General features: G+C 40.9%; 31 protein-coding genes. 28 read left to right on the forward strand and 3 right to left on the reverse strand.

The genetic code is table 11. From position 1 onward, the window contains the following. The first annotated feature begins 165 nt into the window (after positions 1-165). From GNP81_RS10225 to GNP81_RS10290, 14 genes are all read left to right on the forward strand, one after another. A complete protein-coding gene (locus tag GNP81_RS10225; protein ID WP_155674593.1) occupies positions 166-1,362 on the forward strand; it encodes a DNA circularization N-terminal domain-containing protein in 1,197 nt (398 codons plus the stop codon). Continuing rightward, positions 1,359-2,300, forward strand: a complete 942-nt coding sequence (locus GNP81_RS10230; RefSeq protein ID WP_155674592.1) for a phage tail protein — start codon at positions 1,359-1,361, stop codon at positions 2,298-2,300. The genes GNP81_RS10225 and GNP81_RS10230 overlap by 4 nt, the downstream gene beginning before the upstream one ends. After that, the gene (locus GNP81_RS10235) at positions 2,293-2,802 is read left to right on the forward strand and encodes a phage baseplate assembly protein domain-containing protein (RefSeq protein ID WP_155674591.1); all 510 of its coding nucleotides are present in this window, start codon (positions 2,293-2,295) and stop codon (positions 2,800-2,802) included. The genes GNP81_RS10230 and GNP81_RS10235 overlap by 8 nt, the downstream gene beginning before the upstream one ends. Positions 2,803-2,805: 3 nt before the next feature. Then, positions 2,806-3,003 (forward strand): hypothetical protein, encoded by a 198-nt coding sequence (locus tag GNP81_RS10240; protein WP_063655818.1) that lies wholly within the window; start codon positions 2,806-2,808, stop codon positions 3,001-3,003. Next, complete coding sequence (locus tag GNP81_RS10245) at positions 3,000-3,386, forward strand: phage GP46 family protein (RefSeq protein ID WP_155674590.1); 387 nt, start codon at positions 3,000-3,002, stop codon at positions 3,384-3,386. The genes GNP81_RS10240 and GNP81_RS10245 overlap by 4 nt, the downstream gene beginning before the upstream one ends. Continuing rightward, positions 3,383-4,435 carry a baseplate J/gp47 family protein gene (locus tag GNP81_RS10250; protein ID WP_155674589.1) on the forward strand — a complete coding sequence of 351 codons (1,053 nt, stop codon included), beginning with the start codon at positions 3,383-3,385 and terminating at the stop codon, positions 4,433-4,435. Before GNP81_RS10245 ends, GNP81_RS10250 begins: the two co-directional genes overlap by 4 nt. Then, positions 4,417-4,884 carry a hypothetical protein gene (locus GNP81_RS10255; RefSeq protein WP_155674588.1) on the forward strand — a complete coding sequence of 156 codons (468 nt, stop codon included), beginning with the start codon at positions 4,417-4,419 and terminating at the stop codon, positions 4,882-4,884. Before GNP81_RS10250 ends, GNP81_RS10255 begins: the two co-directional genes overlap by 19 nt. Next, on the forward strand, positions 4,881-5,957 hold the full coding sequence (locus GNP81_RS10260) for a phage tail-collar fiber domain-containing protein (protein WP_155674587.1): 1,077 nt from the start codon (positions 4,881-4,883) through the stop codon (positions 5,955-5,957). Before GNP81_RS10255 ends, GNP81_RS10260 begins: the two co-directional genes overlap by 4 nt. Then, complete coding sequence (locus tag GNP81_RS10265; protein ID WP_155674586.1) at positions 5,957-6,652, forward strand: hypothetical protein; 696 nt, start codon at positions 5,957-5,959, stop codon at positions 6,650-6,652. The genes GNP81_RS10260 and GNP81_RS10265 overlap by 1 nt, the downstream gene beginning before the upstream one ends. 130 nt (positions 6,653-6,782) lie before the next feature. After that, a complete protein-coding gene (locus GNP81_RS10270; protein WP_063655806.1) occupies positions 6,783-7,016 on the forward strand; it encodes a hypothetical protein in 234 nt (77 codons plus the stop codon). 1 nt (position 7,017) lies between these two features. Beyond that, complete coding sequence (locus GNP81_RS10275; protein WP_155674585.1) at positions 7,018-7,407, forward strand: M15 family metallopeptidase domain-containing protein; 390 nt, start codon at positions 7,018-7,020, stop codon at positions 7,405-7,407. A 3-nt stretch (positions 7,408-7,410) separates the two neighbouring features. Further along, entirely contained in the window at positions 7,411-7,755 is a 345-nt protein-coding gene (locus GNP81_RS10280; protein ID WP_155664530.1) for a hypothetical protein, read from the forward strand. A 109-nt stretch (positions 7,756-7,864) separates the two neighbouring features. Then, positions 7,865-9,799, forward strand: coding sequence for a colicin E3/pyocin S6 family cytotoxin (locus GNP81_RS19395; RefSeq protein WP_236798285.1), 1,935 nt, complete (start codon positions 7,865-7,867; stop codon positions 9,797-9,799). Next, positions 9,796-10,008 (forward strand): DUF7683 domain-containing protein, encoded by a 213-nt coding sequence (locus tag GNP81_RS10290; protein ID WP_155674584.1) that lies wholly within the window; start codon positions 9,796-9,798, stop codon positions 10,006-10,008. The genes GNP81_RS19395 and GNP81_RS10290 overlap by 4 nt, the downstream gene beginning before the upstream one ends. Positions 10,009-10,076: 68 nt before the next feature. Here GNP81_RS10290 and GNP81_RS10295 read toward each other — a convergent pair whose 3' ends face one another. Then, entirely contained in the window at positions 10,077-11,018 is a 942-nt protein-coding gene (locus GNP81_RS10295) for a phage portal protein (RefSeq protein ID WP_155674663.1), read from the reverse strand. A gap of 41 nt (positions 11,019-11,059) precedes the next feature. Beyond that, positions 11,060-12,823, reverse strand: a complete 1,764-nt coding sequence (locus tag GNP81_RS10300; RefSeq protein WP_155674661.1) for a terminase large subunit domain-containing protein — start codon at positions 12,821-12,823, stop codon at positions 11,060-11,062. 133 nt (positions 12,824-12,956) lie between these two features. Here GNP81_RS10300 and GNP81_RS10305 point away from each other — a divergent pair, with 133 nt between their 5' ends. From GNP81_RS10305 to GNP81_RS10370, 14 genes are all read left to right on the forward strand, one after another. After that, positions 12,957-13,775: a GPO family capsid scaffolding protein gene (locus tag GNP81_RS10305; RefSeq protein ID WP_155674583.1), complete on the forward strand. Its 819-nt coding sequence runs from the start codon at positions 12,957-12,959 to the stop codon at positions 13,773-13,775. A 58-nt stretch (positions 13,776-13,833) separates the two neighbouring features. Beyond that, positions 13,834-14,886: a phage major capsid protein, P2 family gene (locus tag GNP81_RS10310; RefSeq protein ID WP_155674582.1), complete on the forward strand. Its 1,053-nt coding sequence runs from the start codon at positions 13,834-13,836 to the stop codon at positions 14,884-14,886. A gap of 102 nt (positions 14,887-14,988) precedes the next feature. Then, a complete protein-coding gene (locus GNP81_RS10315) occupies positions 14,989-15,438 on the forward strand; it encodes a head completion/stabilization protein (protein WP_155674581.1) in 450 nt (149 codons plus the stop codon). Continuing rightward, positions 15,438-15,911, forward strand: coding sequence for a phage tail protein (locus GNP81_RS10320; protein WP_155674580.1), 474 nt, complete (start codon positions 15,438-15,440; stop codon positions 15,909-15,911). Before GNP81_RS10315 ends, GNP81_RS10320 begins: the two co-directional genes overlap by 1 nt. Then, positions 15,902-16,423 (forward strand): phage virion morphogenesis family protein, encoded by a 522-nt coding sequence (locus tag GNP81_RS10325; RefSeq protein ID WP_065604850.1) that lies wholly within the window; start codon positions 15,902-15,904, stop codon positions 16,421-16,423. The genes GNP81_RS10320 and GNP81_RS10325 overlap by 10 nt, the downstream gene beginning before the upstream one ends. Then, positions 16,424-16,594, forward strand: coding sequence for a DUF2635 domain-containing protein (locus GNP81_RS10330; protein ID WP_063647469.1), 171 nt, complete (start codon positions 16,424-16,426; stop codon positions 16,592-16,594). Further along, on the forward strand, positions 16,591-17,724 hold the full coding sequence (locus GNP81_RS10335; RefSeq protein WP_155674579.1) for a phage tail sheath subtilisin-like domain-containing protein: 1,134 nt from the start codon (positions 16,591-16,593) through the stop codon (positions 17,722-17,724). The genes GNP81_RS10330 and GNP81_RS10335 overlap by 4 nt, the downstream gene beginning before the upstream one ends. 21 nt (positions 17,725-17,745) lie before the next feature. Then, the gene (locus tag GNP81_RS10340; protein WP_063658719.1) at positions 17,746-18,111 is read left to right on the forward strand and encodes a phage tail tube protein; all 366 of its coding nucleotides are present in this window, start codon (positions 17,746-17,748) and stop codon (positions 18,109-18,111) included. A 16-nt stretch (positions 18,112-18,127) separates the two neighbouring features. Further along, a complete protein-coding gene (gpM, locus tag GNP81_RS10345) occupies positions 18,128-18,832 on the forward strand; it encodes a phage terminase small subunit (RefSeq protein WP_155674578.1) in 705 nt (234 codons plus the stop codon). Then, complete coding sequence (locus GNP81_RS10350; RefSeq protein WP_063658716.1) at positions 18,825-19,094, forward strand: phage tail assembly protein; 270 nt, start codon at positions 18,825-18,827, stop codon at positions 19,092-19,094. The genes gpM and GNP81_RS10350 overlap by 8 nt, the downstream gene beginning before the upstream one ends. A 35-nt stretch (positions 19,095-19,129) precedes the next feature. Further along, on the forward strand, positions 19,130-19,234 hold the full coding sequence (locus tag GNP81_RS10355; protein ID WP_072055484.1) for a GpE family phage tail protein: 105 nt from the start codon (positions 19,130-19,132) through the stop codon (positions 19,232-19,234). Between the two features lie 35 nt (positions 19,235-19,269). After that, on the forward strand, positions 19,270-21,156 hold the full coding sequence (locus GNP81_RS10360) for a coiled-coil domain-containing protein (RefSeq protein WP_155674577.1): 1,887 nt from the start codon (positions 19,270-19,272) through the stop codon (positions 21,154-21,156). 534 nt (positions 21,157-21,690) lie between these two features. Next, the gene (locus tag GNP81_RS10365; protein WP_155674576.1) at positions 21,691-22,674 is read left to right on the forward strand and encodes an ImmA/IrrE family metallo-endopeptidase; all 984 of its coding nucleotides are present in this window, start codon (positions 21,691-21,693) and stop codon (positions 22,672-22,674) included. A gap of 2 nt (positions 22,675-22,676) precedes the next feature. Next, complete coding sequence (locus tag GNP81_RS10370; RefSeq protein WP_155674575.1) at positions 22,677-23,396, forward strand: hypothetical protein; 720 nt, start codon at positions 22,677-22,679, stop codon at positions 23,394-23,396. Between the two features lie 618 nt (positions 23,397-24,014). Here the strand turns inward: GNP81_RS10370 and GNP81_RS10375 are convergent. Continuing rightward, positions 24,015-24,203 (reverse strand): hypothetical protein, encoded by a 189-nt coding sequence (locus GNP81_RS10375; protein ID WP_005419840.1) that lies wholly within the window; start codon positions 24,201-24,203, stop codon positions 24,015-24,017. Positions 24,204-24,422 lie beyond the last annotated feature (219 nt).

Here is a 24,422-nt window from a genome sequence, read left to right on the forward strand (position 1 = left end):
GCATAAATAATTTGCGTTTATTTTTCGTTTTATTGTTGTGTTGAATTTTGGTGCGGAGGGGAGGGTGAGTCCGAGCGAGCCTAAATCGCTGACCCCTGCGATGAAATATTCAGGATTTTTGCATAACACGATTGGTTTTTATTTAACTTGAGAGAGTGTCACCTCATGTGGGAAAGAGAGTACGAGAAAGGGCGTTGGAATGGCCTTGAATTGAACATCTTAACGACGTCCATCGATGGTGGCCAACGTCTTCATGTGAGTGAAATTCCTTATGCGGATTTACCTAGCATTAAAGTGATGGGAAGTGCTGCAAACAGCATTGATTTAGAAGTCTTGCTTGTTGGTAAAGCCTCTTTGGTTGAAGCCAATAACTTGTTGGCGAGTCTTAACACATCGCCTAAAGGAGAGTTGGAGCATCCATGGCTTGGTGAGTTGCCGCTTGTCTTTGAAACGTTTTCTCAAAAAATCAGTACCAAGCGTGGTGTGGTTGAGTTATCTCTTAAGTTCTTACGTGATGGGAAAGTCCCACAGTTAAGTTCGTCGACGTCCATCACCGTGAGCTCAAAAGAGCAAGCTTCAGAGGTTGAAGCGAGTTCAACAAAAACCTTTGTTCAAGATGTTGAAGAGATGGATGCCGCTCAAGTGAGTAGCTTACAAGAGCACTTTACTTACGCCATTAATCAGTTGGTTGGTATATCCACCAAGTTGAACGTGCCAAGCCAAACCCTCTCGGCTTTAAACCAAGAGCTCAATAGTGCTTTGGTTGCGATTTCAAGTATTGCCAATGCTCCTGAGCAGTTTGCTGAGCAGTTGAGTAAAACCGTTGATAGTGTTGCTGATGCAGTACGCTCTGAACCTGATTCTGAAAATGAAGCGGTAGATAATTCAAGAGCAGCACAAAGCAATATGTTGGCAGCAATTGATCCTAATGCCCCAAGTGCTCACTACAATGTTCAGATGGTTACCGCCGCAGTGAAAATGAGTAAAACCGTTGCAACGCTAGAGCAGGAAAATGAGTTTGATACCGTGAATGCGAAAGGGCAACCAAGCATCATGATGAGTGATTTGAAACAGCTCACCGTTGCTATTTCACAACGAATTAATGAAGTAACGATGAACTCAACACTGGAAAGTCTAGAATTGTTTTATGCGCTGACAGGCTTAAAGGAAGGAATAGAAACGCAATACAACAAAGTAAAAACGGGCAGTGAAACACAACGTTTTATTGAACGTGGACGGTATATTCCTGCGTTATTTTTAGCTCACCAAACATATACCGATACCGCATTAATATCAGCACTCAATCCGCTGAAACATCCATTGTTTATGAATGGCACGTTATCCATGAGGGCAATGAAATGAAGTTAACCTTATTGATTGATAATAAGCCAACCGTATTTTTTAGCGCGAACCTTCGCTATTCCATCGAGCAGCTAGCGCATGAGTTTAACTGTCGCATTCCCGTTATGGTGATAGAGCGTCCATTGCCGATTGAATTTAAGTTGGATGGCCAACGTATTTTTACTGGGATGATCGATAGAGCGACGAACTCGACCACAAGTCGTGAGCATTCTATGGCGATAAGTGGGCGATCTAAAAGTGCCAACATGATTGATTCACGCATTACGATGGATGCGCAATACGGCCAAACCATTGACCGCTTATTACATGCCATCGCAAAAGAATTTGGACTCGGGGTTCACTGCTCTATTGATAAGAGTGCATTAGTGCCTATTTCGGAATTTCAAATCAATGGCGAATCGCCGGTTGATAATTTTGCTCAGCTCATAAAAGAGCAAGGTTTTATTCTTGTTGAGCGTGATGGCATTCTTACGATTGAAAACCCTGCACAAGCCACACTCGATGGGGTTGCGCTTGAGGTTGGTAAAAATATTGAAGAGCTTGTGATTGATAAAAATTTCACTGAACAATTTTACCATATTGAAGTTCAAGGTCAGTGGGACGATGCCAACGCGGTCGTGACTTATGCACCGGCTAATACTCAGCGACGAACGGTTTTTATTTCAGACCAACTTCAAACCGCAGAAGCTTGCCAATCACGTGCGGAATATGAGCGAGATTTAGCGATTGCAAAAGGATTGAGTGCATCCACATCCATTGGTGATGTGTTTGTTGAGTTAACTGGACAAGCCATAAACCGAACTATCCGAGTCACCGATAAAACACAAGATTTCAGTGAAATGCTGTTGGTCAAAACGTTGGATTTATCCGTAACCGAAACCAGTGCTGAAACTAAAGTGGAGTTCTTTAGACCATTTAAGGAGAAAACGCATGTTTAACCGGTTGATGAGTCGCATCAAAAATATGGTGGCGATTGGTAGCGTGACGGGAGCCAATACCAAAGTGTTGCAGATAAAAACATCTACGGGCAAAACCAATGATCGCATTAAACGGTTACATAACTATGGTTTTGTCAGTCGCCCTAAAGTGGGCTCTCGTGCATACCTTCTTTTTCTTGGTGGCGTGATGAGCCGAGGTTTTTCATTTTGCGTCGAAGATGAACGCTATGAAATGGAATTGGAAGAAGGTGAAGTGGCCATGATGGATGATAAAGGCAATGTGGTTCATTTTACGAAAAATGGCATTTCCATTACATCGCTTGGTGCGGTTGAGGTCAATGCAAACAAAGATGTCACGCTAAAGGCCGATGGTAAAGCCATTGTGACGGCTCAACTAATTGAGCTCAATGGGGCTGAAGGTGGTGTTGTTAGGGATTGTGATGGTTGTGCTTTTTCAGGTGCGCCGCATGCTGTGGCATCAAAAAAAGTAAAGGCGGGATAAAAGATGGCTTCAAATGATAAAGATTTACAAGCATTTCTAGAAGAAGAGCTTAAAGCTGAAGGTTTTGTTCTTGATAGTGAATTTGCAATGGCTGGTAAGTTTGCCAAAGCGGTTGCAAAAGCCGTGGTAAAAGAAAGAACGCAAAATGCAGAAGTGATCATTGATAAAGGCAGCTCAGCAGGGACTTACAAAGTGTCATGACGTATTTTAATTTGAATGCCATCACAGCCCCGATAAATACCAAAGAAGGGCTCACTCATGCAGTGCTTCAAAGTGTGTTGAATCATGCTGAAGCGACCAAAAATGATCGCGCCCGTATGGAGAATAGGGAACGTGGCGGTTGTTGGAATGATGAGTTTATTCGAAGTATCGGCTCTCGTGATTGGACGCTTAAGCGCGAGAAAATGACAGAGCAAACCATTGGCCGAGTAAAGCGTTTTTATGAAGAGGCGTTGGCTTGGTTAGCTGATGAAAAGCATGTGCAATCGGTAACGGTTGAGGTCAAGAAAATTGGTTCAAGTAAGTTATCGAGAAACGTCATATTAACGCTTAATGATGGGGCAAAATTAAAGGTGACACCATGAGCACACAACGTAGTCTAAACGCGTTAATTGATAGAGCAACCGCCACATTAATTGCGAAAACAGGTCAACATAACCCAGCGATTGATGCTATTGCGTGCGCCATTGCCGGGGTTAGTTATGGCCAATATGGCTATCAAGATCAGCTCTTTCGAGAGTTGCATCCTGAAACCGCATCTGAACCTTGGTTGTATTTACACGCTGAGCGTCATGATGTTGAACGACTTCTTCCTACGTTCGCTAAAGGTTTCATTCAATTTGAACAATTAGGTGGTGTGGTTTCTATTCCTAAAGGTTCAATCGTTATTGATATTACAGGCAGTGAATACCAAACCATTCGAGCTCAGTACAGTAATGAAGATGTGGAAGTGATTGCGCTCATTGCTGGCGTATCTGGAAACTTACCAAATGGCGCGGTGCTTCGATTATCAAAAAGTATCAGTGGAGTGGATCCTGATAATGTGCTTTGTCTTGGCTTTAGTGGCGGCGCTGACATTGAAGAGTTAGAGCATTGGCGTCAACGTATCTGCACGGCTTTCAATAAAGGTCAAGAAGTTGGACGACGAGACGATTATGAAAGTTGGGCACTCTCAGCTCATGCTGATGTGGATTTTGCATGGGCGTTAGATAACACGCCTGAGCGTGGCATGGTTCAAGTCTACATTGGTGCGAGAGAAAATGATCCCACGTTATCTTTAGAAGTCATCACAACGGTACAAACGTTTATTGATAAAGAGCGGTTGGCAGGGTGCCACCCTTTAGTGGCTATCCCAACGCATAAAGCGGTCGATGTTGAAATTCAAAATGTTCAAGATGAGCAGGTGAGAGCGGATGTAATTGTGGCACTCCAGGAATTATTTAAAGACAAAATGGGGCAGCGTGATGAATCGGTGAATCCACCAAAACAAGTGTCCATTACCCCTACTGAAATAGTGCTTGCCATTGCCCCTATTACCAGTAATTACATCGTTAAACAGCCAACCGAAGAGCAATTTATTACGGACAGTGAAATTCATGTTTTAGGGGAGGTGACATGGACACCTCTGACTTAATTGTGGATTACAGTGAAGCCGATTTTGCTGATGCTATCCGTAATTTATTGCCTCAAGGGGATTACTGGCAAGAGGCGGATAATACCGAGCTCACTAACACTATTTTAGGGATGGCCGCCGACTTTAAAGTGACCAATGATGAAATCCAATTGGCACTGTTAACGGATTTCAATGAAAGCTTATTTGGTTGGAAGCTTAGCGATTATCAAGCATTACTTATTAGCTCTGGTGGGCAAGGAGTGGTGAGTGATACACGAAATAATCCCAATTTGATTTATGTGTCACTTGCCTCGAATGAGCGGTGTGAAAAAGCGTGGTTTGAATTTGAAAAAGTGCGTCTTCCTCATACTGAAATTCAGTGGATATATAACAGCGCCATTAATGTTCATACTCAAGTCGCTAATGCAAGACACACTCGAACCCTTTATCAATATGAGGTCACTCAATGAGTTTATTAATTACGGATGCAGGCATTGCCGCCTCAATTGAAGCCGAAGCACTTGGTGTCAATTATAAAATCACGCATATAGGGATTGGTCTTGATGGGTATGTACCTAGTGCAGGCCAAGCGCAACTAAAAAATGAAGTGGCGCGTGAAGCGTTGAGTCGCGGCTCAATTCCTGCGCTTGGTCAGTTGCATTTTGAAGCGGTGTTTGCAGGAAACACTTCTTTTGATGGTAAAGAAATTGGTTATTTTCTAGAAGACGGAACTCTCTTTGCGGTTGATAGCCGCGATGGTGAAATTATGTCTTTAAAGCGAAGTAATACCATTATTACTGAATCGTTTGAGCTTAACCTTGCAGGCTCAAGCATTAAAAATATTACGGTTGAGTTAATGGGCGCACCCTATGCCACTGAAGAATTAGCCGGTATCGCAAAAATCACGACAATAGATAAAATGAACAGTGATGATGATGAAACCATAGTCACCCCTAAAAAGCTGAAAGAGAAAACCGCAACAGATGACGATATTGATACTGAGTCAAATGAGCCTAAATTCATTCAATTACCGCAACTCTGGCGTGGAATACAAAAGTTTGTTTTAGACAACTTATGGCTTCCATTAGCCGAGTTAATTTATCCGGTAGGTTGTCCTATCCCATACCCAGCAGCAGAAGCGCCGCCTAAATTTATCGCTTATATCGGCCAGTCTTTTGATAAAACTGTATTCACCAAATTAGCGGAGCGTTTTCCAAGTGGTGTAATGCCCGATATGCGAAAAAATTACATTCGAGGTTTAGGGGAAGGAGAAACGCCTTTATCTATTAAAGGGCAGTCGGTTCAACCGTTAGGATTTTCTGGAGATGAAATGGATCCTCATCAACATTCAGCAACATTTAAAGGGGGTAATGTTGCTAGTGGGGGAAGTAGTGGTTTTTATATGTCATATCAACAGCAGTGGTCACAAACTCAGAAAACAGCACCAGTATCAGCTGGGACACCAACGGGGATAATTACTGGTACTGGTGATGAAACTAACCCTAATTCGATTCGATGGCTGTACATAACGAGGGCAGCATAATGAATTTTTCAAACAAAGATAGAGTCGCTCATTTATACCACTTTGATGAGAGCGGTGAGTTTACCCATGATGGTTCAATGACAATACGGGCTCATATGGGGCTGCCTGCTCAAAGTACAGAAATCGCCTTACCAAAATACAATAAAGCGCTTGAGCGTTGTTACTTTATTGATGGTGTTTGGGTTGTCACTTCGTTGTTTATCGGTCGCTTTTATTGGGATGAAAAAGCGCAAATACATTGTATTCACTCTTATCCTCAAGAGTTACCTGAAAGCTATTCTTTAATTGAGCCACCAGAGGCGAATAAAGGATTTGTGGTTCAATTGGTTGATGATGAATGGCTACAAATAGAAGATCATCGAGGTCAGTTGATCTTTGATTGTAGTGATTGCACTCAATATGAAGAAGTCGAAAAGGTTGGCGAGATAAAAGAAGGCTTTACTCTTAGTGAGCCATTAACCCTTTTTGATGAATGGATTGATGATCAATGGGTGACTAACCAAAGCAATAAACATATTGGTGATTTTAATCAAGTGGATGAAACAAGGCGTGATTTATACAGCCGAGTTTGTGATCCTCTTTTTGCTGAAGCTCGTGTAAAGCGGATGCAGGGATGCGAGCAAGAAGCAATAGACATAGAAGGGCAAGCTCTGGCAGCAAGAGAGCAAATACAACTCGATAATCCATGGCCATAATTCTCTCAAATTCATCAAATAAGCCCAGTGTTATCACTGGGTTTTCTACATCTGGCATATAGAAAAGCCTGCAATATTAACCAACCTACGCGCGCGATACACTGGGTCAAATTCATAATCTGAGTAAAGCATGTCTGAGAAAGAGATTGCACGTATTGATGCCGCAATGAACAACCTTGCAAGTTTGATGCGTGAGCAAAACAAAACACTCAATAAGGTGTTAATCACGTTAACGAAAACCCAAACGATTCAAGTTGCCAACTCTAAACGAATAGACAAGCTCGAATCGGATAGAACGTGGTTAGTTAGATTAATTTTTGGTTCGGTAATCGCGATTGCTTTTGCCGCTTTTAAGGTGATGTAAGATGAATAAATTTAGCAAACAAAGTGCCTCTCGTTTAGCGAGCTGCCATCCACAATTACAAAAAGTGTTTACTAAGGTTCTTGAGATATGCGATTGCTCAATTCTTTGTGGCCATCGAACAGAAGTCGAACAAAATGCACTTCCAAGTAGCAATACTCAAGTTCGTTTTCCTAATAGCAAACATAACTCAGTACCAAGCAAAGCGGTTGATGCGACACCATTCCCTTATGATGAAGATGACCGTGAGCGTTTTAGTTATTTTGCAGGCATCGTGATTGGTGTTGGTGCATCAATGGGTATCGTCATTCGTTGGGGCGGTGATTGGGATAGAGATAATGAGCTCAAAGATAATGGCTTTGATGACTTAATGCATTTTGAGTTAGTGGAGTAATTGATGGGATTGTTTAGCAAAATCTTTGGTACTGATTCAGCCATTAATAAAGGACTCGATTTAATTGCTAATACAGGTGATGCGTTGGTATTTACGGATGAAGAAAAGGCACATCAACAAGTCGCATTATTAAAAGCGTATGAGCCTTTTAAACTCATTCAACGCTTCATTGTTATGGTCTTTTGTCTTCCTTATGTCGGCTTACATACCATTGTGATCATCGGTTGTATTTTCGGTGCGGATTGGGGAGCAATTAGTACCATGATAAATGAAGCGTTTGGTTATCCAGTGCTTGCTGCAGTTGCCTTGTATCTTGGCGGTGGCGCTATTCCAAAGCGTAAAAGTTGATATCAAAATGAGTCTATTATTTTAGTTATTTCAACTAGGATTTCAGTAAAAACGCATTGAACTTTTCATTTATCATTACAAGGGAGTTTTTAGTAACGATAGAGATGATATGGAAAAGGTTTGGAACGAAGAATTAGGGTGTTTTTCTGATAATACTGAAAAGAAAACAACAAAAATAATAAACGCTTATTTCCCATGGAATGAAGAATTGGCAAAAGAATCCAAACCAGATATTCCTCATTACGAACCTGTCAAAGAGCCACAATCCAAAATCGCTGCTTTTGAATATTCAATTGAGATAGCTTGCTCTCAAGATGAATTGAATACTTATCAAATTGGTCATTTTTCTTTAGGCAAAACCAAAGCAGAAGAAAGTATATCGTCATGGCATAAAACGCAAACCGACGAAGGTTTTACTCTATTTACTTCAAGTATAAAGGTTAATGAACCTAAAAAACTTTATCGTGAATTTTTCTGTTCATGTGGTAATGCAATTTTATTTGATGATGTAAAGCCTGTTAAACAAGGTTCTGGAAGTTATTCTGAGTCTTTTGTTCCTATTAAGCCTGCGGTTCAAGTATGCGAACGTCTTGGATGGCCTACAGAGGGATATTTTTATCATTTTATTGATGATGTGCTAGTTAATGAATATAAATTAAAAGGTTCAGGAAAATGGGCGTTTCAAGTTACTTGCTCAACGAAAGATACCCTTACTGATGAATTAGTGTCGGGTCATGACTATGCCTTTATTTTACTGCCGTGGAAAATTAATAATGTAGTGATTGCACGCCAGCATTTACTTTATCTTCCACAAAAGATGTCGTCTGAGTACTTTAACGATATTAATTCAAACTGGCTTGATACACATGCTTGTTTGCTTGATGTTAATGCTATCGTTCAAAGTAAATATGAAGACAAATTAACTCGTGAGCAAGAAGATGAGACGCTTCCTGCTGCAACGATTAAAAGTGTTGGTCAATCTATAAGTTTTGATAACACCTGCACAGCATCATCAACTCCAAAACTTCGTCATAATGTAGTCCCTGCAATTAAAGATAATGCAATACCGCAACGAACGCCGATAGTAAACGTATGTAAGATAGACCCAAAGACTAAAGCCACTGAGTTTGGTGATATGGCATTTCTAGCTATGTTTGCATCGACTACGGCAGGGGCAAGCAGTGATGTATTAGATGATTTAAGTAAAGGTGCTGCACGCTTATTTAAGTTAAGTAGTAATGTAGGTAAAAAAATAGGTGATTGGGTATTATCTGGGAATGGTGTAGGTCGTTTAGGTGGAGGTATCGTTACAGCACTATGGCCTTCTCAGTTAGGAGATGGAACACTTGATGGTGGTTTGCAATTTGATACTTCAAACGCGACAAATGTGACGGTTCGTTTTAATTTATACAAAGATGAAAATGGTGTTGAACAAGTTGTAGGAATACATTCTGGTGATGGTTATGCTTATGGTGGACGAGTAGATAAAAAAGCTGCTGTTCGACATGGTGATAAGTTTGTTATTGAGCTTGAAGAAGGTATTACGCTAACGTGGGTTCCTGATGGTGAAGAATATAAGCTAGATCCAAGTACAGAGTTACCTGAATATGATGGCTTAGATGTTCATGATGTATGGGTAAGACCAATAGAAGAGCATAAGCAAGAGTTAGGAACGATACTTTACCCAGAAGACGAATTAGTTGAGTATATCGTTACGTTTCCTGTAGATGCAGGGTTACCGCCTTTATATTTGGTCTTTAATAAACCATCGGCGGATTTAAAGTTTATTCCTGCGCCTAGAGGAATCCCCCCTCTACCTGCATTTCCATCAGCGAAGCCTGCAAAACCAAAAACTAAAGTTCAAGGAGGAGGAAAGCTTCGTGAGAGATGGATAGATAAAAAAGGGAGGATATATGAATGGGATTACCAACATGGGAAAGTAGAAGTATATGATAAAACAGGACAAAATCATCTTGGAGAGTTTGATCATAAAACTGGCGAGCAAACCAAAAAATCTGACCCTAAAAGGAGAACAAATAAATGAAATATTTAATAAGAGGTTTTGATAAGAAAAATGAAGAATTTAGTTCTGAGTTTGAAATCGAAATATCAAAAGACAAACTAGAAGATATAATGAATGTTGAGATAGATTACGGTTGTTTCGAATTACAGGCTGAACATATTACTAAATTATTAGAGTTATCACCTGATACTGATTTTAAAGAGTCAGAAGATTATTTCATTTATTTTTAATAATGATTTACTAGAGAAACTTTAGTTGTTACTTCACAAAGAAACCGAGTCATGAACTCGGTTTTCTTTTAAGCTGCAACAAATTCTAATCCCTCATACTCCTTAATTTTCACAACTTCTTGTCCCACAAAATCATTCAATTCACACACCGATTCTAGTAACGGCACTAACTCGTTTTTGTAGAAGATGCGATCGACTTTGTTTAAGTCACTGCTAGAACTAAAACCTTCACGAACAATACTCATTAAATCCAATGGAATGCGATGACTGGCCAACACATCATTAGTAGTCATGCCCTTAATATCTTTAAACGCATCTTTGGCTTCAACTTGTCCAATCGGGGTTAGTTCTGGCGGTTTACCATCTTTGCCTTTACCGTTAATGAATAAATTCTTAAAGGCACCAAGGCCTGCTTGTTTTCTTAATTTGTCTTCAATTTCCTTTTCTTGTTTATCGGTAAGGTTTGGATCGTTCATGTAAAGCAAGTAGCCTGCATGAGCACCATTAATGTAATACTTACGACGAAACAAGGTTGCATCTTCATTGAGCCAGATAGAACTCAGTGCTCCAATGTATTGCGGCATGCCGTAGATTTCTTGGCAAATATCGTACTCACTCAAATGAAAAACCTGACCGTCTTTATAATCAATGCGGCCATCATCGTTATAGGCGTTTGGCTTATAGGTATAGCGACCGATGGTTTCTTGTGCCCGCATGTATAAAGCAGGTAAGTGCTTTAATTTAATCACTTCTTTAAAGGCGTTTTTAATCACAAGTAAATAACCATTACCAAAGGTTAAGAAGTCATCCAAGAAGCGTTTAAAATCTCGCTTACTGAGTAGCGTGGATAACTTCACCGAGCTTGAAGCCATGTTTCTTTTTACGTACAACGCTGAACCGTGCATTGGATTGGCTCGCGCGGCTTTGGCCAAGGTATCTAAAGGGATAGGTGGCTCATACAAACCATCAATTAAAGCGACTTCCATATAACTGAGAATATCGCTCGTCATTACGCTTTCAGGGGTAGAAAAAGTTATCAAAATATCCTCTCTTATAGGAACGAAACGGTGGTTGAGTCATCGCGTAAAATATCGATAGGCTCCCAATGTAAGACGTGCATGGTTGCCCACGCTAAATCAGCGTGAGAGCCGACTTTATTACGTGCTGAGATAAAGGTAATTTGGTTGCTCATTTTGGTGGTGTGCTGTTTTATCATCAAAAATGAATGCACGACGTCATCCCATTCATCATCAAATTGAAGACGGCCAGCATTAATAATTTCACGTGCTTTGTAGGCCATCATGCGTTTCATTTCTGGTGAATAATCTAAGGTAGTGAGTCCTGGATAAAACTTTCTCACTAATTCAGCAACGGCCGAGCCCACACCGCCAACATCAATGGCCAAATAGACCACGTTGTACTTTTTGCAAATGGCTTCAATGGCGGTGGCTTGATCTTCATAGCTTGAGCCTTTTAAGCGAACGCGTTCAATAACTCGGAAAGTACCGCCTTTAATGATGGGTTTGAGTGCGACCACCAAGCCTGCATCATCCGAGCCTTCACCTTGACCGCCACCTCTTGGATCATAACCAACCAATACCTCTCGACGACCAACAGGGTGAAGCGCTTCAAAATTCACATCACTCCATTGACTGGTATCCGTTTTACAAGCCAGTAGCGCTTTAATGCTAAAGAACGATGAAGAGTCATCTAAGAACACACAACGAAGCAAATTATCAAACACGGATTTATCAGGATATTTACGATGTAATTTATCCATGTTGAAGAACGTCGCGCCGCGCTCAATCGCATCATCCACAGTGATTATTTGACGGAAAATACCATCGCCACCAAGTGAGCCATTTTTTAATGCTTTATGGCTGATATCGATATTAAGCTCTTTGGCTCCAGACCATTTTGGATACGCTTCGTGTGCGGTTGTAGATGGGGTCGATAAATACGTGGTTCGATATTGCGCTTGGATGGACATGCCGCCTGCGTAATCATCGAGTTTTTGAAAGCTTGGGATCCAAAACACTTCGTCATAATACATATGACCGTTAAAGCCTTGGCTTGTGAAAATGTTTGTGGACATGAAATGCAACTCAGCGCCATTGCTGAGAATGATGCTGTCTTTGCCTTTGAGTTCAATACCCCCAATCTCAAGCGCAAATTTGCGAATGTAGTTTTTGAAAATCTCAGCCTGTTTACGCGAGGCGGAAATAAAGACCTGATTGTCACCGGTTAACACCGCATCTTCAAACGCTTCAAACGAGAAATAATCACTCAAACCAATTTGACGCGATTTTAAATAAAAGCGTTGTTCGTTGATGGTGTCATCACACTTATGAGCATGAATGTCTTTTTGATATTGGAAGTATTTTTTCTCGTAATACTCAGAAAGCATTTCAGCGGTGATGCCTGAAACATCATTTTTGCTTTTGTTGCTTGGTCTACCGCGTTTTTTCTCTGAGCCACTTTCTGATTTTTGACTTTTGTTTCTGCGTCGTTCAGCTGCGTCACGTTTGTATTTTTGCTCAAGTAGCATTTCAAGCTCTTTGAGCTGTGACTCGTGTTTTTGGTCTACCCACATCAAATACGCAATTCGTTGTCTGAGTATCAATTCAACAGGAGCGTCATCACGCATTTGCTTCCATTTAAATTTTGAGATCCATTGTTGGATAGTGCGAGGAGCCAGTTCCAGTGCCTCGGCAATTTCTGCGGTTTTGTACTGGCGTAAGTAATACCCAAGCGCATGAGTTTGCGCTTGGGTATAGAGTGGTTTTTCAAGTGGTGCAGTCGGACTCATTTTCATTATTACAGTGTGCAATAACCAAATTAATCCCTCAGTAAGTCCATGTTCTAGATGCACATTCTAGGATTGGGATGAATACAAAAAGAGGCAGGATTTCGATAAATTAAAATCAGAAATCACAGGAGAGAGCAGCATGTTTCAATCAGAGCCCATTTGTATTTTAACCGCAGGTGAAACCGTCGATGGTCGGTTTATCGAGCAAAAGGTGATTGACGATATTGTCGAGCTGTATGACCCAAAACGCTATAACGCACGCATCAATGAAGAGCATTGGGCGTGGGGTGAAAAGTTTGGCTCGGTGTTATCGGTGGAAAAAAGAGGGGATGAATTGTGGGGTGTTTTAAAACCCAATTCATTGTTATTGAGCACGGTTGAGAAAGGTCAACTTCTGCATACCTCTTGTGAGATTACGCCTAATTTTGCCAACACGGGAAAAAGTTATTTAACCGGCTTGGCATTAACGGATGAGCCAGCATCGCTTGGCACCACTGAAATGCATTTATCAGCCAACTCGAAAGAGAAAAACAAGGGCAAGGTCTATTTGAGCTCAGGGGCTACTGTAGGAAAAGAGCTCATCGAGGCCGAAGAGCCAACTACTCAAGATGACAAAAAATTGTTATCTCGACTTATTCAATTATTTCGCTCGCATGATGAGCCATCCGATCCACCAGAAGAAGAGAACGATTACATGAATGAAGAACTAAAAGCGCTATTACAAGCACAAACCGCGCAGATAACGGCGTTAACAGGTCAAGTGACAAGCTTAACTGCAACGATTAAAGAAACCCTTCCTCAAGAGACTGAGCCCGAGCAAGAAGAGCAAACCGAGTTAGCCACTCAGGTCGAAGCCCTATCAAGCAAACTTGATGATGTGGTGACAAAACTGAGCTCTATCACGGATGAAACCCCTCGACAATTGGCAGGGGAAGACAGCGAAGAAATGTATTTATAAGCGTTGGCTTATCTCGCTTTTCCTTCTTCTTAATCTATTTATTTAACTGGATTTTATTATGCAAGAAAAAACAAAACTGGCGATAGAGGGCTATAAAAAAGCCGCCGCAAAACAAAATGGTGTTGAGGATGTCACTGAAAAATTCAGTGTGACCCCTAATGCCACACAAAAGATTGTTGCTCAAATTCGTGAGAGTAACTGGTTTCTTGGCAAGATTAATATTGTGCCTGTGGCAAACCAAAAAGGTGAAGCGATTGGACTTGGGGTAACCGGCATGATTGCCAGCCGTACCAACACCAAAACAGGCAATGAGCGTAAAACCAAAGCTGTTTATAACATGGAGCCGATGCCGTACCTGTGTGAGCAAGTGAACTTTGATTCACACATTCGTTACGATCAATTGGATGCCTTTGCTCATCTGAAGAATTTTAACAAACTTATCAATTCTCAAACTCGTGAGCAGATTGATATGAACAAAGTAACCATCGGTTTCTATGGCACATCTTGTGAAGCGGATACTGATCCTACGGCAAACCCAAATGGGGAAGATGTGTGTAAAGGATGGTTCCAAGCCATTCGTGATAATAACGCTGATGCCATGCTTGTTGAAGGTAAAACAACGGGTGAAATTCGTTTGGGTGAGGGCGATGAAACGGCAGGCAAAGGGGACTTTATTAACCTTGATCTAGCCGTAATGAATGTGAAGGGTTTATTGCATGATGCGTGCGCTAATGCCTCGGATTTAGTGGCGTTGGTTGGCTCTGATTTACTTTCTTATGATAAAGCCAAGTTCTATGCCGCGCATGGTAATACCCCAACAGAAAAAGCGCACATTGAAGACATGCAAGTGATTGGTACGTATGGCGGTTTAGCGGCGTTTTGCCCGCCATCGTTCCCACCAACGGCCATCTTGGTTACTAGCTTTAAAAACCTATCTTTGTACATTCAAAAAGATTCCATTCGCCGCTCATTGGCGAAGAAGAATGACCGTCTTGATCAAATTGAAAACTTTGAATCAATGAACATGGCTTATGTGGTTGAACAATTACCAAAAGCGGCCGCGCTTGAGTTTGACCATGTGAAACTGTGGATTGATGGCGCGTGGGTATAACCGCGCATAACTGAACACCAACCCATGCAGGCGATCACTGCTTTATCAACCTATTGATATGTTGTTATTAGTCAGTGTGAAGCCTGCACCTAAGAGGCAAATATGGAATTTGTTGGCAATAAAAATGAAGTGTATGACGCGGTATTGCCTGCAACAGAGCAATACCCCGAGCTTAAAATTTCAGAGTTTCAGCTTGTGTTTCATTTTTTGAGTAATGAAACAGAGGCGGGGATTTTACATCATGCCACGGTGGCCAGAGTCACTATTCATCGAGAGCTGCTCGATACCATGGCAGAGTTTGATAACTTGGATGCGTTGTCAGTGGAGCGCTTTGGTGAAACTGATACGGGAAGCACCTTGTATAAACAAGCGGTGTTTGCAATGACGGCGAACTTCTTAGTTGAAAATCAATTGAGCATGAACGCCACCAAAGAAGCGGCAGAGCGACAAGACGCCATTCAAGCCAAAGCGGATAACTGTTTAGTGCAATATCGCCGTGCTATGGATTTATTACTTAATGGCGAAGAAACCTATCGCTTTGAGGTGGTGTGATGAAAGCGCTGCAAAGTATTACGGAGTTATTTTCTCATCATGTGCTTAATGCTCATAGTTTTGATGTATGGGCAGAGGATGGGGAGTTAGTTTGTACGCAAGGCCAACTCGTGGATGGCTTTGATATTACCTACACCGTGAACGTCAATATGGTGGGCGTCGATATCGAGCCACAGATATTGATGATGCATCTGGTGTCATGGTTAAACAACTTTGATATCCAACGAGAAGAAAAAGGCTTGGCACCGCCATCCTTTGCGGCCGAGTTACTGGATAACGGTAAATGCGACATCAAACTTAAAGTGGATATTCAAGAAAGCTATTCACTAAATGAAAACGCACAAGGTAATTGGTTACAAAATGAAACGCGATATGAGTGTGTCAGTAACTTCACTCGTACATTAAGTGAAGATGAATTACCGCCATTAGAGTTTATTGGTGGTCATGAACATGACTTTCCATCATGCAGTTAAGTAGTCCCGAGCAGCTTACGAGCATCATTGATGGTTTGCTATTAAGCGAAGCTGAACAGTTTGATTTGAATCGGCGATTAGCCAATCGCTCACGACAATACTTTCGCTCTCAAATACGGCTGCAACGAGACATTGAAGGGCGAAGTTATCAAAAACGAGCCCGAAGAAAAATCACACTCGATAGCAAAACTCATAAAGCTAAAGATAACAAAAACATGTTGATGGGATTTAGCCGAGCATTGAAAACCCAAGTGAATGATAAGGGGTTTGAAGTGGGGCTTGCTGGTGTGGTTGGCAACATGGCACGTGATCACAATGAGGGGAGAACGCTTTCATTTACGACAAGAGCGAAAGGGTATTACAACTCTCGAACCAGTCGATGGGAAGGCGGAACCAAAGTTAAACAGTTTTACCAAATGCCAAAACGAACCTTTATTGGTTGGACACCTGCCCTTGAGCGAGAGTTGCTTGCCATGGTGGCAGAGCAATTTACAGCAGGCGTGGAGAGTTAAATGCGCACTATCAAAATTAAACCGAAAAAGGGATTGCTAGTACGTGATCCATTAACCCGAGTACCGTTAAAAACGGTTGGTGAAACAAAACCTCGAAACACCTATTGGCTACGCCGAATTAAAGAGGGTTCAGCCATTGTTATTGAGCCGAAGAAGGAGCAAACATCATGAGTATCAGTTTTTCAGAAGTGCCGAACAATGCTCGCGTTCCGGGTGTGTACATTGAAATTGATAACAGCCTTGCTAATAGTGCAGAAGAGCTGCAAAAACTGCTTGTGATTGGTAATGCTGTGACTGGTGCGGCGGTGTCACCCAATACGGTTGTGTTGTGTATGAATGAAGATTCTGCACGTGAGCAGTTTGGTGAGTCGGATATCACAAGCATGCTGAAGTATTTTCGAAAGCAAGATGAAAGCATGCCAGTGTATGCGGTGAGTGTTGAAGCTGCCGATACGGCAAGCGCTTTGGCAGCTCTTGGGGATACGCAATATCATCATATTCTTTGCTCACTCAATGATGAAACCACCGTACGTGATTTAGGGACGTTTTTAAATGAACGCTATAAGGCATTAGAAATGATCCCGGGCATTGCTTATCTTCCAAAAAAAGGCACGCACGCCGAGCTTATTACTTATGGCGCAATGTCCAATTGTCCATTGATAAGTTTTATGTCGATTAATGAGTTAGCGGATTCATCAAATAAGCCATTATCGGATGCAGAAGCGGTGGCAGCATGGGCAGGTCAAGTCGCACCTTCATTGGCAAATGATCCATGCCGACCACTTCAAACCCTAAAAATGAATGGGGTGTATTCCATTGCTACCAGTGAATTTGATTGGAGTGAGCGCAATTTATTGCTGCATGAAGGGATGGGAACCTACACCGTTACCTCAACCAAAGAAGTGCAAGTTGAGCGACCAGTTACCGCCTATACAGAAAATGCAGCAGGGACGGCGGATGACAGTTATCTGGATGTGATGACACCGGCTACCGCCATGTATTTTCGTGAGAAGCAACGCTCACTCATTCAAAGTAAATTTGGTCGTCATAAATTAGCCAAAGAGGGAACGAGCTTTGCTCCAGGACAAGCGATTGTGACCCCAAGCATTATCAAAGGGGAATTACTTACTTTGTATAAAAGCTTGGAGTATCAAGGAATAGTTCAAGATTTTGAAGGGTATAAAAAAACCTTGATTGTTGAGTTAGATGAAAATAACAAAACACGCATTAACTACCTAGACAGTCCGCAGTTCGTCAATGGCTTGATCATTACGGCAGGTAAAATTCAATTTAGAAAGTAACAGAATGATTGGGAGTCATTTATGAGTACAACAATAACCAGTCGTGGTTTTTTAGATGCCGGCTCATTGGGACGCTTACCGACTAAAGAAGGGGCAACCATTAACTTTGGGGGCGTAAAACGTGAAGCGGTCATGGGCGATTCAGGCGTTCTTGGATTTAGTGAAGAGTTCGAAGGTGCACCTTTTATCAAAGCAACCATTGCGCATGCTAAGACTACCGATGAAACCAACATCAAAAACTTTACAGGCGAAAACATCACACTCAATACCAACAGTGGAAAAAGCTACACCTTGATGGATGCGTGGGTGAGTGAATCGTTAGAGCTTAATATCAAAGATGGCCAACTTGAAGTGCTGTTTTTGGGTACGGAATTAATCCCACAATAAGTGAAAAGGGGTTGGAATGTTAACGTTATTATTAAAGCGACAAGCCAAAGCAAGAAAAGCGCAAGCGATGAAAGTTGAACAAGAGAGTGCGCCTAATATTCCTGCGATGGTTGCAACTGGTGATCGTGATGTACTTGAGCATAAATCATGGGATGAAGTGCAACACATCTTAAAAACCGATTTGAAATACTCACGAACCTTAGCTGGCTCACAAGAGAAAATTCCATATAAAAAAGAGCTTGTTAAAAAATACACTCCGTTGGTGAATAAGCTGCTTAAGTCGCACGAAAGTCTTGATGGATTGGATGTGGTTTGGTGGTTCTATCAATGGCAAGTGGATTGCGGTTTATTGCTATCGGTTCATGATGCATTTAAACAGGCGATATTTAAAGGACTCACCACGCCGTTAAGTTGGAACTCGAATGGTCAAACGGCGTTTTTAGATGTGGTGTTTAAATACTCGCATGAAGCCCATAAAACCAAACAATCATTTAATGCTCAGTTTTTACGTGATGCTGTCACCGATTTGATTGAAGGACGATTAGCCACCAATGCCCCATTGAAGGTGAAAATGTTTCGTCTTGCCGGTGATTTATTGTTGGAAGCAGGCAATAACAAAGAGGCGTTGGTCTTGTTTGAAATGGTCATGAAAATCGACCCTAAAAAAGGCGGACGTAAAACCAAATTGAAAGAATTAAGAGAAGAGTTCGGTTATGAATAAACAGCTATTCAAAGTGAAATTAGCCATACCCATGGAGGTGGATGGAAAAGAAGTGGCAGAGTTAGAGCTTCGCAAACCAACGGCAGGGGATTTACGTGGTCTGAATTTGGTTCAAGTGTGTGAAATGCACTTTGATGCAGCCACCGTGTTACTTCCTCGTATTTCTAAACTCAATGAGCGTGACATCTTGAATATGGAGAGTGAAAACTTTGCGCCCATCATGACGGAAATTGCCTCTTTTTTCGTGGATACGAAACACTAATTGAGCGAGTAGAAACCTATTATGCAGACCTCGCTATAGTGTTTCATTGGCAACCCAGTGAAATCGATGAACTCAGTCTTGATGATTTACTTTTATTTCGAGAAGAGGCGCGAGTTCGAACCGAGAAAGAGAGCCCTTAGCTCTCTTTTTTTATACCCAAAGAAAGGGATTGTTTATGAAAATGAATTTGTCAGTCGTCATGGACATGGTGAACAAAACCACCAAGCCATTAAAAGAGATGAGCAGCGATTCAGATCATTACGCTAAGAAAATAAAAAGCATTCAAGAGGCACAAAAAGACGATTCAAGCGCCATGGCGATGATCGCCTCTTATCAAAAAATTCAAAAAGAGTTGGATAAGAACGCGCTTGAAAGTGAAGAAGCCACTGAGAAATTAAATAAACTTCAAGCCCAAATGGCGAGCACAAAAGAGCCAAGTGCCGCATTGACGAATCGGTTGGCAAAACAAACCGAGAAAGTGGCCACGCTCTCTGCGAAACAAAATAAATACGAAGCGACGCTTAAAAGTACAAGCAAGCAGATGCAAAAAGCAGGGGTGAACGTTAATAAACTGGATAAAGAGTTTGAGCGTTTATCGAAAAGCCAAATGAGTCATGCAAAGCGTGTGGATGAGGTGAGTAAAAAATACAAGCGATTGAAAACCGCCATGGCACCTATTCAAAAACTTAGTAAAGCCATCAAGTTGCCAAACCTTCGCACCGCAGCGGTTGGCAAAGGGGCGGCGTTACTTGGTGGTTTGAGCATGGGCGGACTATTTAATGAGATAAACAGCACCGCCTCTGAAATGGATAAGCTGGCCAAAACCTCAAACACCTTGAATCTACCGATTTCAGAGTTGCAAGCCATGCAATCACAAGCAGAGCATGCAGGGGTGAGCTCTGATACCTTGAGTGCTTCCATGGTGCGATTTACAAAACGCCTTGGTGTGCTGCAAGAAACAGGTCGAGGTGCAATGGGCTCATTTTTGAAAAATGGGAAAAGCCCGTTGTATCGAGAGCTGCAAAGTGCCGAAGATACCCAAGATGCATACGACAAATTACTGGTGTCATTTTCAAAACTAAAAACCACTCAAGAGCAAATGGCGTTTGCGGATGCGGCCTTTGGTCAAGATGGCCGTAAAATGTTAATCATGCTTCGTGAAGGAACGGAAGGACTAGGGGCGGCTCGAAAAGAGCTCAATGCACTAGGCGGTGGAGCGAAAGCTGATGATGCTGCCAAGGCTGAAGCGTATAACGATGCTTTGCAAAAAGTGCAAGAGAGTATTCGTTCTATCAAATTCGCCGCTCTTGCACCAGTGATGCAGAGAATTACCGAAGCATTTACGGCGTTCTCTACTAAGTTTAAGAACGTCAAATGGCGCACGGACTTAATTGAGAAAATCATTAAAACGGTTAATGGTCTTTATGAGAGCTTTAAGTTCTTAGGCAATATTATTTTGTTCACCTCTCAACACTTTAAAGGGATTATTGCGACGGTGGCCATTTTTAAAGTGGCACTGATTGCATTAAATGCTGTCATCATGGCCAACCCTATTGGACTAATGGTGGCGGCGATTGGTGCCGCAGCTATCGCCATTACTTACTTGATTGATAAGTTCATTGGTTTTGATGTGATATTAAAAGCGGTGAATCAAGCCATTGGTTGGGTATGGGATGGGATTAAATCCATGATAAACATGCTGCCGGATGCACTCATTCCTGATGGTTGGAAAACCTCAGTAGAAGATGCAGGGAAAGAAGTGGATAAACTCAGCACCAAACTGAGTAAGATGAAAGATAAGAATACGAAGCTAGGTATCACAACCACAGAAAGTCAAACCCAAACCATTGCAACGTCATACCACAACCAACCAAAACAAGGCTTTTCAAATAACATTATTCCGATGTCAAAATCGACCCCATTAACCAACCAAACACTAAAAAGCCAAGCTGAAGTGGCACTTACTATCAAATCAGATAAGCCAGTCACTATCGATAAAGCAAAGAGCGAGAAGGGCACGGATTTAAGTTTGAATGTGGGGAATATGAGTATGAGTTATTAAAAGAACAAAGCTGAAAATGCCGAGGAGTGTAACCCCCTCGGCGAGGAACGCAAGCGAAGGCTCCAAAGATATGTGCTTGATGCCTTAAGGCAATCACTTGCATGAAGTAACGATAAACGTTAATGAGCGAATGTGTAAAAGCTCAATTAGGAATAAGAGAGATAGTTGCGAGTGAGTTAGAATTAGAATGTAATCAAATACTGTGATTTGAGTGATTTAAATTAAGTCGGTAGTAGATAGAGATTCTAGTAAGACAGATACAAGAGTATTAACTTCAACTGTTGGTACACAAATGAGAAATCTACTGCAAAAAATACTTTGTAAAATGAACATACAAATGTATCAACACGATTTGCTACATTCGGCATTCTAGGTTATCTTTGGATTTTCCGTATTAAGTGGTAAATTTAGGGTTGATCTGTATGATAGTAAACGTGTTATGCAGGCGTTATGTGGGAGGGAATCATCATTGATGAATGTTTTTTTCATTTATGTTGTGAGCCGCTCCAAATTATATATGTATAGGAGGTTTTTATGACTAAAAAGCAAAATCCTATGAAAGATTTTATTACACGTCTTAAAAGACTGGATACCAAGTTAGCGAAAGTAACTCCTTATTGGTGGGATAATTCGTTAACATCTTCAGCCGGTGCGACGCAGCAAGCTATTCTGTCAATATCTAAATCGCTTAATTTAGATATCAAATCAGTTTTAGACACCAATGCAGAATTAAAATTTAAGGATGTTTCAGCTTGCTATAGAAAGGCTGGCAATAAAGCTGTTAACGATCTTTTGGCGGCTACAGGTTTAGTTCATTCGGTATCAAGAACAGCAGAAAAAATAGCTGTTAGTGATTATGAGCTCTTTTCGGACCCGTCTGTAATTCGAGAACAAATCCTAGGGAATGGCTATTCTTGTGTAAATTTATACTCATTAGCTCAATATTGCTGGAGTAAAGGTGTTCCAGTTCTATTTTTGCCGGATCTACCTACGTCTAAAAAAATGGATGCTGTTGTCCAAGACGTGAACGGTAGACCAGTCATTGCGATAACAAAAAAACATAAGCACGAAAGTGCGTTATTGTTTTTGCTAGCTCATGAGATGGGGCATATATTTTCTGGCCACTTAGGTAATGGGCAAGCGATTATTGATGAGTCGATTAACGAAAGCGATGAGATTGACCAACAAGAAATGGAGGCAAATAGCTTTGCATTAGCTCTCTTAACTGGAGACGGAGGAACTCGGTTTCATTCAAGAACTCGTTTAACAGGTGAAGCATTAGCGCAAGCAGCAAAGTTAAAGGGTGAAGAACGAAATATTGACCCTGGTCATATTGCCTTGAATTGGGGACATACGACCAAGAATTGGGGTGTGGCAAACAAAGCACTTAATTTGCTCTACCCGCAGCTAACATGGCAAGACGAGTTAAAAGAACTATTTTTACAAAATATTGATGAATTCGAAGTGGACGAAGATGAGTTAGATTTTTTATTCAACCTAATGAATATTGAGGACTAACTTTGACATTACTAATTGATAACGACATCGTCTATAAGTTGGCTCAACTTGATTTGCTAAATAATGCGACTTCATTGCTTAATGATAGGTATGGAGATCTAGAAGTTTTAAATACGCTACGATTCAAATTTTGTCCGGTTCAGGCAAGTAAGCGAGTAAGACAAGAAAGAAAGCATACCGCTGAGGTTATAAATAGAATCGAGCACTTTATCGATACAGCTGTAACGGAAATTGATTGTGAAATTACGGATAGTGCCTTGCTTGAAGCGATGGCTGTTTCCGATGGTGGCTTAGATGTCGGAGAAATGCAGCTTTTACAAACAATGATTGAACGTGATGAATCGAGCATGTTTACGGGAGATAAACGTTTTTTAAAGGCTTTAGCTCAGGATGAGAATGTGTCAGTGCACTCTGAAAAATTGACAGAGTCTTTCGTGTGTTTTGAGCAAATCATGATATTCCTAATTAAGGAATTTGGCTTTGATTATGTTAAGGACAAATTCGTATCAGCGCTAGACTCAGGTCTAAAAGTAGATTCGACATTAAGTATGTGTTTTCAAGGGCGTGAACTAGCTGAAGAGTCGCGAGTTTTTGAAAATTTAGAGCTAAACGTAGCTTCTTTGCGTCGAGGTACTCTATCATTATTATCGACTTTGACTGCTTGGGTAATACCCGAAGAGCGAGTGGGTATTTTGAGTGAGTTAACTGTAATACGCGAATAGTAAAAGCACCTATAAAAAAGCCCCTAACTAGAGGGGCTTTTTTGTGTAAGAAGTTTAAGGTGTAGTCATTCTTGTGACAATAATATTCACTTTCCTTTTTAACCAATTGAAAATATTGGCTTTTTATGTATGGATTATATTAAAGCTTATTACTTTCATTAGAATATTAACCTTTTGATTTTAAATCGATTTCTTATATTACAATGACTTATCTTTTCTCTTTACTGTATATATAAACATATAATTCAATATAAAGGTATTTTTTTGAGTCATTTTGTAGTCATTTTTTGAATGTGATACAAAGGACTTAGTTCAGTACATCATTAGGTTAATTGGTGAAATGAGTGTAAAAAAGATCTTGAATTGCATAAAGCCCCTAAGTGATAGGGGCTTTTTTGTAGAAGAAGCTTAAGGGTTTTAAGGTGTAGTCATTCTTGTGACAATTTAATGGTGTATTCTATGTAACTATTTGAAAGTAAATATATTAAATAGTTATTTAATATTAAATGAGATTACTTTCATTGGGTTATCAAGTCCTTATAAATATAGTCAATCCTAGTTGAGCGAGGATCTTTAATATCATGATACTAACATTATTTGGCATTAAATCATGTAAGTTTAGTTTAATAATCTAGCACTTGGCTGGCATGTCTCACAGCGCCACGTACATTTTTGTTGACCTAAACCTGCTTTTATCCAAGCCATTGTGACGCTAGTAGAAGGATGACAAAAAGCCTCTTTATTACATAAGCTACATGTTTTCCATTGTGACGGTTCTTGCTGCTTTTGAACTTGTGCAATGTGCATTGTAATGCCTCTATTTCTATATTTAATAAAACAGAGTAACTGTATATTTATACAGTTATTTTGGCAAGGGGTATTTAAGGATAAAATTTATACCAATAGTTATTCAGATAATTGCGGAGGATAATTGATAGGTAGGTATTACAGGCACAAAAAAAGCCAACTCATTTCTGAATTGGCTTTTCGATCTCTTATGAGATAAATAATGGTGGAGGGGGACGG

The sequence above is a fragment of the Aliivibrio fischeri genome, from assembly GCF_009727955.1.
Taxonomy (GTDB): domain Bacteria; phylum Pseudomonadota; class Gammaproteobacteria; order Enterobacterales; family Vibrionaceae; genus Aliivibrio; species Aliivibrio fischeri_A.